The 9,888-nt window shown below is 59.0% G+C and carries 8 protein-coding genes and 1 pseudogene; 2 read left to right on the top strand and 7 right to left on the bottom strand.

Annotation, left to right across the window (positions count from 1 at the left end; genetic code table 11):
* Positions 1–159 precede the first annotated feature (159 nt).
* From ACNA0I_RS26595 to ACNA0I_RS26575, 5 genes and pseudogenes are all read right to left on the bottom strand, one after another.
* A pseudogene (locus tag ACNA0I_RS26595) lies at positions 160–867 on the bottom strand (haloacid dehalogenase type II); the annotation flags it as partial.
* Between the two features lie 35 nt (positions 868–902).
* Entirely contained in the window at positions 903–1,664 is a 762-nt protein-coding gene (locus ACNA0I_RS26590; RefSeq protein WP_415809027.1) for an ABC transporter permease, read from the bottom strand.
* Between the two features lie 52 nt (positions 1,665–1,716).
* The gene (locus ACNA0I_RS26585) at positions 1,717–2,637 is read right to left on the bottom strand and encodes an ABC transporter ATP-binding protein (RefSeq protein ID WP_415809026.1); all 921 of its coding nucleotides are present in this window, start codon (positions 2,635–2,637) and stop codon (positions 1,717–1,719) included.
* A 231-nt stretch (positions 2,638–2,868) separates the two neighbouring features.
* Entirely contained in the window at positions 2,869–4,077 is a 1,209-nt protein-coding gene (locus ACNA0I_RS26580; RefSeq protein WP_415809025.1) for a CaiB/BaiF CoA transferase family protein, read from the bottom strand.
* 25 nt (positions 4,078–4,102) lie between these two features.
* On the bottom strand, positions 4,103–4,972 hold the full coding sequence (locus ACNA0I_RS26575; protein ID WP_415809024.1) for an HpcH/HpaI aldolase/citrate lyase family protein: 870 nt from the start codon (positions 4,970–4,972) through the stop codon (positions 4,103–4,105).
* Positions 4,973–5,203: 231 nt separating this feature from the next.
* Between ACNA0I_RS26575 and ACNA0I_RS26570 the strand changes: the two genes are divergently transcribed.
* Positions 5,204–6,088: a LysR family transcriptional regulator gene (locus ACNA0I_RS26570; RefSeq protein WP_415809023.1), complete on the top strand. Its 885-nt coding sequence runs from the start codon at positions 5,204–5,206 to the stop codon at positions 6,086–6,088.
* A gap of 138 nt (positions 6,089–6,226) precedes the next feature.
* Here ACNA0I_RS26570 and ACNA0I_RS26565 read toward each other — a convergent pair whose 3' ends face one another.
* Together ACNA0I_RS26565 and aceA are read right to left on the bottom strand one after the other, a co-directional pair.
* Positions 6,227–6,952, bottom strand: a complete 726-nt coding sequence (locus ACNA0I_RS26565) for a hypothetical protein (RefSeq protein WP_415809022.1) — start codon at positions 6,950–6,952, stop codon at positions 6,227–6,229.
* A gap of 235 nt (positions 6,953–7,187) precedes the next feature.
* Positions 7,188–8,516: an isocitrate lyase gene (aceA, locus tag ACNA0I_RS26560; RefSeq protein ID WP_415809021.1), complete on the bottom strand. Its 1,329-nt coding sequence runs from the start codon at positions 8,514–8,516 to the stop codon at positions 7,188–7,190.
* A gap of 425 nt (positions 8,517–8,941) precedes the next feature.
* On the opposite strand from aceA, the gene queF reads away from it, so the two are divergent.
* A complete protein-coding gene (queF, locus tag ACNA0I_RS26555) occupies positions 8,942–9,763 on the top strand; it encodes an NADPH-dependent 7-cyano-7-deazaguanine reductase QueF (RefSeq protein WP_415809020.1) in 822 nt (273 codons plus the stop codon).
* Positions 9,764–9,888 lie beyond the last annotated feature (125 nt).

Below are 9,888 nucleotides of genomic sequence, written 5' to 3'. Positions count from 1 at the left end.
GTNNNNAGGCCCGAAGGGGCCGGACGAGACGAGCGATGCGGCAGTCGGACGCGCAGGCGGCCGACCGACTCCGTGAAGCGCCAACACGGTCACTGCCCCGCCTCGACGTCCAATAGCACTCAGCCCCCTCCCCCACGCAACGCGAAACTCACCCCTACCTCAGGCCAACAATCGATCCGCCAGCTGTCCAAAATCGTCAGCCACTACATCCCAGTCCTGCTCAGCCACCAGATCCTTCTTTTGATCCGGCCCGTGCTCGGTCGACCGGCGCACGAATGCCGTTTTCAAACCGCATTGACGCGCCGCAGCCAGATCGTTATTGTGCGCGGCGACCAGGCACATCTGATCGGGCGCCAGGCCCAGCACATCAGCGGTGCGCAGATAGGCTTGGGGCGTAGGCTTGTAGGCCTGCGCGACCTCTGCGCCCAGAATCGCATCCCATGGCAGGCCAGCGCGTTTTGCCATGTCCAGCATCAGCCGGATATTGCCGTTCGATAGCGGTGCAATGATGTAGCGTGTTTTCAGGCGCGTCAGGCCCGCTACCGAATCGGGCCATGGGTCCAGGCAATGCCAGGCGAGATTCAACGCGTCCAACTCTGCGGGCGGAATCTCGTCGGGATTCACGCCCAATTCGCGCAGCGCCTTTTCCAGATTCTCACGATGCAGCACATCCAGACGGACAAACGGCCGCTGACCACTGCGCACGGCCTCCATGGAGGGTGAGTACTGGCGGCGCCACGCATCTGCCAGCGCGAGGGGTTGTATCCGCCCTTGCCCATACTTCGCCAAGAACGGTTCGGCCTCGCGCGCAACACCATTGCGCCAATCCACGACCGTGCCAAAAACGTCAAACACCAATGCTTGAACCTTGTCCCATACCATGATGTGCCGCCTCCTTTGAGTTACGTTTTCAAACGATACCCCGTCAGGAATATCCATCGCACTGCGATCAAACAGACGATCAGGAACACCACCGTCATCCCCAGGCTGATGGATACGCTGACATCCGATACACCGTAAAAACTCCAGCGGAAACCGCTGACGAGATAAACGACGGGATTGAATAGGCTCAAGGTCTGCCAAATAGGCGGCAGCATGTTGATGGAATAAAACGTGCCGCCCAGGAACGTCAGCGGCGTGATGATCATCAGCGGGATAATCTGCAGTTTTTCAAATCCGTCGGCCCAGATACCTATGATGAAACCAAACAGGCTGAAGGTCACTGATGTCAGAATCAGAAAACCTATCATCCAGAATGGATGCTGAATGTGGAACTCGACAAACAAACGCGCCACCGCCAACGTGATCAGTCCCAAGATGACGGACTTGCTCGCGGCGGCACCCACGTAGCCGATCACGATCTCGATGTAGGAAATCGGCGCAGAGTGGATTTCATAGATCGTGCCGGAAAAACGCGGCATATAGATGCCGAATGACGCGTTGGCCACGCTCTGTGTCAGCAGAGACAACATGATCATGCCGGGCACGATAAACGCCCCGTAGCTGACGCCCTCGATCTCGACCATATGCGAGCCGATGGCCGAGCCGAACACGACGAAGTACAGCGCAGTGGATACCACGGGCGATGCCACACTCTGCATCAGCGTGCGGCGCGCGCGGGCCATTTCAAATAAATAGATGGCTCGAATAGCATAGAAATTCATTATTTACCTCGAATAAGCTCGGCATTCATGGGCGATGCGAGAAACGCCTGCGTCAGGCGTTCACCAGGCTCACAAAGATGTCCTCCAGCGAGCTTTCGGATGAGCTCAGATCTGTGAATTCGATTCCAGACTCATCCAATTGGCGCAGCAAGCGGGCGATCTCTCCGCCTTCGTGCTGATTGTCGTAGGTGTAGACCAGTTGATAGCCATCGGCGACGAGATCCAGGCCGTAGGCTGCAAGCGCCGCGGGAACGGACGGCAACGTGTTTTTCAGCGTCAAGGTCAATTGCCGCTTGCCCAGCTTTTTCATCAGCTTTTGTGTTTCTTCGACCACGATGATTTCGCCCTTGCGGATCACGCCGACACGATCGGCCATTTCCTGGGCTTCTTCAATGTAGTGCGTGGTCAGGATGATGGTGACGCCGTTCTCGCGCAGGCGCCGCACCATGTCCCACATGCCTCGGCGCAGTTCCACGTCGACACCGGCCGTCGGCTCATCCAGAAACAGGATATCGGGCTCGTGCGATAGCGCTTTGGCGATCATCACGCGACGCTTCATGCCGCCTGACAAGGCCATGATGCGCGTATCCTTTTTTTCCCACAGAGAAAGATCGCGCAGGATCTTTTCGATGTAGTCGGGATTGGCCGGCTTGCCGAACAGGCCACGGCTGAAGGTCACCGTATTCCAGACGTTTTCAAACGCGTCAGTGGAAATCTCCTGCGGCACGAGCCCGATGCGCGCACGCGCCGCACGATAGTCGGTCACGATGTCGTGGCCATCGGCCAGTACACGTCCCTGCCCCGGCGTCACGATGCCGCACAGGATGCTGATCAGCGTGGTCTTGCCCGCGCCATTGGGCCCTAACAAGGCAAAAATCTCGCCCCGCTGGATGTCCAGATTGATGCTTTTCAAGGCCTGATGCCCTGACGCGTAGGTCTTGGATAGGCCTTGTACGGAAATGACGGGTTGCACGCGGACCTCTATGTGGCGTTTGACCCGGTCATTTTACGTGTTCAATTTCCGCGCGTCGTTCCATAAAAATGGGAACATTGTTCCGCCAAACTGACTAATCACCCGCTATCAAGCAACGATAGCGGGGTCCACTACGGCCTGACGAGGACGCAAACAGCCGTCCTCGCCCGGTCATGCCACGATAGTCTAGGAAGCCGGCTACCCTTCGCACCGAAGGGGAGCGCCGCCGCCTCAGAGCACAGCCCGTTGCGCTTTCAATGCGGCAATCTGCTCGGACGACAGCTCCAACTCCGCCAACACATCGTCGGCATGCTGGCTAAAGGCAGGTGCCGCAAACGGCGCAGGACCCGGCGTGCGGCCATATTTGATCGGATTCGCAAACCCGCGGTAATTCCCTACCACCGGATGCTCGTAGTTCGCCACCATGCCCTCGGCCTGCACCTGCGGAAAATCGAACATGTCTTCGATAGTACGGGCGGCCGCACACGGCACTTCTTCGCCGAACAGGGCCTCCCATTCGAACGCGCTGCGCGCCTGCAAGGCCTCGTGCAGGCGAGGCACGATCTCATCGCGGTGCTCGGCGCGTTTACGCACCGAGTCATAGCGCGGGTTTGCCGCCAATTCGTCCAGGCCGGTTTTCGCGCACAATGCCGCCCAGAAATGCGGCGTGTTTGCCGAGATATACAGATAGCCTTCGCGTGTAGGATGCAGGCCGGTGATGCCGCCCGAGCGCATGTCGCGCCCGACTTCGCGGGGTTCGCCTTCTGCCCAGATCATGCGGGCGGACTGCATGGTCAAGGCACTGCGCAACAACGATACGCCCACGTATTGTCCACGTCCGCTGCGTTCACGCTCGTACAAAGCAGACGAAACACCGGAGGCCACCAACGCCGCCGCGTAATAATCCACGACAGAGCCGTACAGAATCTCGGGTGGGCCGTCGGCCTTGCCTTGCATTGCGCACATACCGGTCATGGTTTGCAGGACCTGATCGTAGCCTGCCTTGTCTTTCAATGGCCCGGCGTCTCCATAGCCCGTCACCGCGCAATAGATCAGGCGCGGATTGATTTCCTGCAATTGTTCGTAGGCAATGCCCAATCGAGCCGGCACGCTGGGACGAAAGTTATGCACCAGAACATCGGCGCGGCTGGCCAGATCGCGCAGGATCTGTTGAGCCTCGGGCTGTTTCAGATCCAGCGCCAGGCCCCGTTTGCTGCGGTTGACGCCTAGAAATGCGCGGCTCTCGGATTCGAGCGAAGACGGATACTTACGCAGGTTGTCGCCAACGGGGGGCTCGATTTTGACGACATCGGCGCCTTGGTCAGCCAGCAGCGAGCAGCCATAGGGGCCTGCGATATACGCGCTGAGGTCGAGTACGCGAACACCATGCAATGGGCCTTGGCCCTGTGGCGTCAAGGAATCGGGGGTAGATAAAGTCATTACGCTGTCTCGTAGCTATCGCCAATCACAACGGCAGCAAGCCCGAACGCTTTGCCGTTTCCACAATCGCCTCGGCACGTCGCACAAAGGGCGGATCGATCATTTTTCCATCGACCACATAGGCGCCGACACCTCGGGCATCAGCATCGCGCGCGGCCTCGACCACGCGTACAGCATGGGCGATTTCCTCGTCGCTCGGGCGGAACGCCGCATTCGCCAAGGCGACCTGACTGGGATGAATGCAGCTTTTGCCTAAAAATCCCAAACGACGCGCCAACTCGGCCTCGGCCTGAAAACCCTCGGCGTCGCGAATGTCGGCAAAGGCGGAGTCATAGGCAAACACGCCCGCCTCGCCGGCAGCCAACCGCAGCGTAAACATGGCCTGCTTGACCGCGCTGGGCTCGCGCCGCGCAATCCCCAGCGGCTCGAACAGATCGCCCAAGCCCAGTTGCAGGCCCGCCACGCGCGGATCGGCGGCGGCCAGATCGGCCGCACAACGCAACGCGCGCGGCGATTCAATATTGAGCAGCAGACGGATCGGCTGTGTCACACCATTGGCGCTTTCGGCCTCGGCCAGCACGCGTGCGGCTTCGCGGATTTGCTCCACGTCCTCGGCCTTGGGCAGGTTCAGCATCTGCAGTCCCGGACGCGCCACGGCCCGCACATCCGCCAAAAAGTACGGCGTATCCATGGCATTGACCCGCACGATCAGCGTTTTTTCCGTGGCCTGCGCCTCGGGCGAGGCGAGCCATTGCGCCAACTGCTGGCGGGCCTCGTCTTTGCGATCGGCCGCGACCGAGTCCTCCAGGTCAAACGACAAGGAGTCCGCCTGCCCCGCCAAGGCTTTGGCGTATAACTCGGGCCGCGAGGCCGGGACGAAAAGTTTGCTTCTCATTCATTGCTCCGAGAAACCACGGCATCCATGCCGGGGAAGAAAGGGGCGCAGCCGCCGGGCGTCCAGAACGGCCCTTGCTATAACAGAGCTCGAATCCAGCACCTAGGCCATGCAGCCACTGATGTAGTGGTGTAGCACGCTGGGCGTCACGCCGAGCCCAGGCCCAAATACTAGGCCAGTAGACTGATGATATAAAGTGAGGAATCCTAATCCGCCAAGTGAGTTTTTCTCATGAAAATCGAAGCCTTTCGCACGCTGGGCGCTGTGTTGCGTGGCGGCAGTTTTGCGGCAGCGGCGGCGGACATGAACCTGTCTCCCAGCGCGGTCAGTCTGCAGATGAAGCAGATGGAGGAATATTTTGGCCAACCGCTGTTTGACCGCTCTGCCCTGCAGGCGCGGCCCAATGCGTTTGCCGAAGAGGTCGACGAGGTATTGCGCGAAACGTTCGCCAAGCTGGACGCACTGCGCCGCCGCAGTTCGCCGACCGTATCGGGTACGGTGCGGCTGGGTATCATCGAGCCGCTGCAGGTCACACTCCTGCCCCCGATGCTGCGTTGGGTGCGAGAGCATTATCCCCAACTGGATGTGCGTCTAGTACGCGGGCGCGTTGTCGAACTCGTAGAGAAACTCAAAACCGGCGAGTTGGACGCGGCGGTCGTGACCCAACCCGAATCGGGCGGCTCACGCCGGCTGGCCTGGACCCCCCTATTCCGGGAACCTCTGGTCGCCATTGCGCCGCCAGACTCCACTGAAGATTCGCTGAGTGAGCTGCTGCATCAACACGAATGGATCCGCTTTGACAAAACCACGATCGGCGGCGGGTTGGCGGCGCGCTATGTCGCCCGGCACGCTCCCCACGCGCGCTGCCGGCTGGAGCTGCAGTCCCTGGCCGCGTTGACCGCACTGGTGTCCGAAGGACTGGGGGTCTCTGTTCTGCCGGACCCCGGGGCGCAGGTATATGCCGTGCATCCGGTCCGCGTGCTGTCTCTAGGGAAACAGGGGCCGGCAAGGCAGATGGCATTCGTCTGTCGGCAATCCGATCAGGAAAACCGCTTGGTGCAGGCATTGCTATCGGGCGCCAAGGCGGCGCATGCGCGACGCATGGGTCTCACGTAAGTATCTGAGCTTCGCTTCAGCAACTAATTCATCTCCAGTCGCCGTCGCGATCCTCTGCGAATAGCCCAGTCGCTGGCGCCAGCGACTGGCTGCACTGGCACAGAGGCTCTTACATTGGCATTGGCACTGCGCAGACGCTCAACCAGAATGCTTGCTGCGCCAGTACGGGCCATCAAAGCCGGCACATAATTGGTCAAATATATTTTGCGTAGCATTGCCGGGCCGCGACATTTTGCCGGCTGTGTCGATACGCAAACTCGAACGCTGGAACTCGACGCGCTCGCCCTCCGGCCGTTTTGCATTGCGAATCACGTTGACGAATTGAATCTCGCCATCGTGGTCTTCGACATTCAGCTCCAACCAAAGATCCGGCCGGCTCATCGTGGACAAGCTGTAGTACAGCACGTTGATCAGCGGCACATAGCGCTGCGCTCTCATGGGAGCACAATCGACGCGGTAGTCACGCACAATGCGCTCTGCATGGGCGCTCTGAAAATGAATGCGCGAGCCGTATTTCGCAGCGAGCTCGGCAGCGAAAGCATCAGGATCGCTGTCCTCTTTCACCTGCAGTTCGAGCCAATCGCAACTGGCTTTCTTCAGATAGAAATAGTGGCTGCGAGGAATGCCGTCTGCGCCTTGCGTCATGACGATCGCGCCACCGCCGTTCAAAATCACCTTGGCATGCGCGCGCGTATCCGTATCGTTCAGGCGCGTTGGAATGCCTTGCGGAAAGGTCTCACAAGAGGTGTCGCTCGCCCCGGCTCGATAAACGGGATTGCTGTAGAACGCGTCCAACGCATCGGCCTGTACACTGCCTGCCGCCAATAGCGCCATCGCCGACAGCACCGCACTGCTAATTCTCATCCATACTCCCAGGCGCACCGCTGGTCACCACGAGCGGCATTCGGCAATGCTTTTGAAAGCAGCACGCCAGCATGGGATTAAACACTAAAAAAAACCACGCTGCGCCTTCGGCTTGCTGGCCCCCGAGGGGGCGTTTTTGCCTTGGGGCGGCCCGGCGGCAAAAAAAACGGGATGCCCGCAGGCATCCCTAACCACCCTACTACAGCAAACTAAAACTCAGACGATCCGTATCCGATCAAGCCGCACGCGCCTGCGCCGCGGGCTCGTCATGATGGAACTGCGCCTCTTCGGTCGAGCCGGTCAGCGCCGTGGTGGACGACTTGCCGCTCTCGATGGTCTGCGTGACCGCATCGAAATAGCCCGTGCCGACTTCGCGTTGATGCTTGACGGCGGTAAAGCCCAGGTCGGCAGCGGCGAATTCCTTTTGCTGCAGCTCCACGAAGGCGCTCATCTGGCGACGGGCATAGCCATGTGCCAACTCGAACATGCCGTAATTCAGGGCGTGGAAACCGGCCAGCGTGATGAATTGGAACTTGTAGCCCATGGCGCCGAGCTCGCGCTGGAACTTGGCCACCGTCGCGTCGTCCAGGTTCTTTTTCCAGTTGAACGAAGGCGAGCAGTTATAGGCCAGCAGCTTGCCCGGGAATTGACGATGCACGGCCTCGGCAAATTTACGGGCGTATTCCAGATTCGGCGTCGAGGTTTCGCACCAGATCAGATCCGCGTACGGCGCATAGGCCAAACCGCGCGAGATGGCTTGATCGATACCGGCCTTGGTGCGGAAAAAGCCCTCCACCGTGCGCTCGCCAGTGATGAACGGACGATCGTTTTCGTCCACGTCACTCGTCACCAGATCGGCGGCATCCGCGTCCGTACGGGCCAGCACCACGGTCGGGGTGCCCATGACGTCGGCAGCCAGACGAGCCGACACCAGCTTGGACACGGCCTCACGGGTGGGCACCAAAACCTTGCCACCCATATGGCCGCATTTCTTTACCGATGCCAATTGATCCTCGAAGTGCACGCCAGCAGCGCCCGCATCGATCATGGCTTTCATCAGTTCAAATGCGTTGAGCACGCCGCCAAACCCAGCCTCGGCATCGGCCACGATCGGAGCAAAATAGTCGATGTAGCCCTCGTCGCCGGGGTTTTTGCCTTCCATCCATTGGATCTGATCACAACGCGACAAGGCGTTGTTGATACGGCGAACCACTTGCGGCACCGAGTTGACGGGATACAGCGATTGATCGGGATACATCTCACCCGCCAAGTTCGCGTCACCGGCGACCTGCCAGCCAGACAGATAGATGGCCTTCAGACCGGCCTTGACCTGTTGCATGGCCTGGTTACCCGTCATCGCACCCAGCGAGTTCACAAAGGGCTCGCTATGCAGGAGTTCCCACAAACGGGTCGCGCCGCGATGGGCCAGCGTATGTGCTACCGGCACAGAGCCGCGCAGACGGATGACGTCTTCGGCGCTATAGCTGCGCTTGATGCCCTGCCACCGGGTGTTTTCCGCCCAGTCTTTCTGCAGATTACGGATTTCGGTTTCGCGATTGCTCATGACATGCTCCTGAAAAAACAAAAGGCACAAAGAGAAGAAACACAGAGAAAAACTTGAATTCAGTAGCAGGCACCAGGGTTAACCGAACGAAGAACCGGAGACTCAAACTGGGAGTGATTCCACCGGTATTGCGTCAGATCATTCAGCGCCGCGTTGGATAAAAGTCTATGCCTATGTTGCGGAGCAAGGCGCGATTAAATCTTATACAAGACTAAAAATATTTTTCTTTTAAATCATATAGTTAAAACTTTAATTTTGTATTGTGAAACGACTTTGCCATCTATGAAATGGACTATCGTTGCTGTGCAGCAGCCACTTTCATATGGCGCAGCTTGCTTTTCACCATATGAAAAAACAGGCTTTCCGAAGGGCCTAAAATGCAGGTTCCGAACGTTGTCTTCAACGTAGCTCCTGATCGCTGCTCCATGTCTCTAGCCAATGCCCCGCTGGGCCATCATGTCGACTACCCGTCGCAATACGACGCCAGCCTGCTCTTTCCTATTGCGCGCTCGCACAATCGCGCCAGCCTGAATCTGTCCGCAACGCTGCCCTTTGCCGGCGTGGATATCTGGAATGCCTATGAGCTCTCGTGGCTGGATCGCAAGGGCAAACCTCAGATCGGTATGGCCACATTCACCGTGCCCGCCGACAGCCCGAACATCATCGAATCCAAATCGTTCAAGCTGTATTTGAATTCGTTCAACCAAACCCGCCTGGATAGCGCACAGCAATTGCGAGATCACCTGGTGCGCGATCTATCTGCCGCAGCGGGCGGCGATGTCGGCGTGGATTTGATCCTGCCTGAACGCTTCGCCGCGCTGACCATCAGCGAACTCGAGGGCGAGAATCTGGATGCGCTGGATATCGAGATTGACGCCTATACGCCAGATGCTGCGCTCTTGCGCTGCGCCGACGGTCCCGCTGTGTCCGAAACATTGACCTCGCGCCTGTTGAAATCCAACTGCCCTGTCACCGGTCAGCCCGATTGGGCCAGCGTCCAAATCCGTTACCGTGGCCAGCCGCTGGATCGCGCCGCGCTACTGCGCTATATCGTGTCGTTTCGCAATCATGCGGAGTTTCACGAACATTGTGTGGAACGGATTTTCACCGACATCATGACCGCTTGCTGTCCCGAACAATTGACGGTGTATGCGCGCTATACGCGGCGCGGAGGACTGGATATCAATCCGTGGCGCAGTAATACGGGGGAGTCTGCACCTCGGGATGTGCGGATGGCCCGGCAGTAGCGGGCGTATTTGCCAAGCTGTTCTGGTGGGTGTCTAGGGGGGTGGATGGGATATGAGTGCTATTGGACGTCGAGGCGGGGCAGTGACCGTGTTGGCGCTTCACGTGGCCGGTCGGCCGCCTGCGC

The sequence above is a fragment of the Bordetella muralis genome (genome assembly GCF_965139205.1).
GTDB classification, from domain to species: domain Bacteria; phylum Pseudomonadota; class Gammaproteobacteria; order Burkholderiales; family Burkholderiaceae_B; genus Bordetella_A; species Bordetella_A muralis.
The sequence above is the reverse complement of the archived record's forward strand: the minus strand, read 5'-3'. Positions and strand labels throughout refer to the sequence as shown.

Coding starts and splice junctions, on each gene's coding strand:
- ACNA0I_RS26580 (WP_415809025.1), bottom strand. CDS start 4,077: ATGACTTTATCTACCCCCGATTCCTTGACGCCACAGGGCCAAGGCCCA.
- ACNA0I_RS26570 (WP_415809023.1), top strand. CDS start 5,204: ATGAAAATCGAAGCCTTTCGCACGCTGGGCGCTGTGTTGCGTGGCGGC.
- ACNA0I_RS26590 (WP_415809027.1), bottom strand. CDS start 1,664: ATGAATTTCTATGCTATTCGAGCCATCTATTTATTTGAAATGGCCCGC.
- queF (WP_415809020.1), top strand. CDS start 8,942: ATGTCTCTAGCCAATGCCCCGCTGGGCCATCATGTCGACTACCCGTCG.
- aceA (WP_415809021.1), bottom strand. CDS start 8,516: ATGAGCAATCGCGAAACCGAAATCCGTAATCTGCAGAAAGACTGGGCG.
- ACNA0I_RS26575 (WP_415809024.1), bottom strand. CDS start 4,972: ATGAGAAGCAAACTTTTCGTCCCGGCCTCGCGGCCCGAGTTATACGCC.
- ACNA0I_RS26565 (WP_415809022.1), bottom strand. CDS start 6,952: ATGAGAATTAGCAGTGCGGTGCTGTCGGCGATGGCGCTATTGGCGGCA.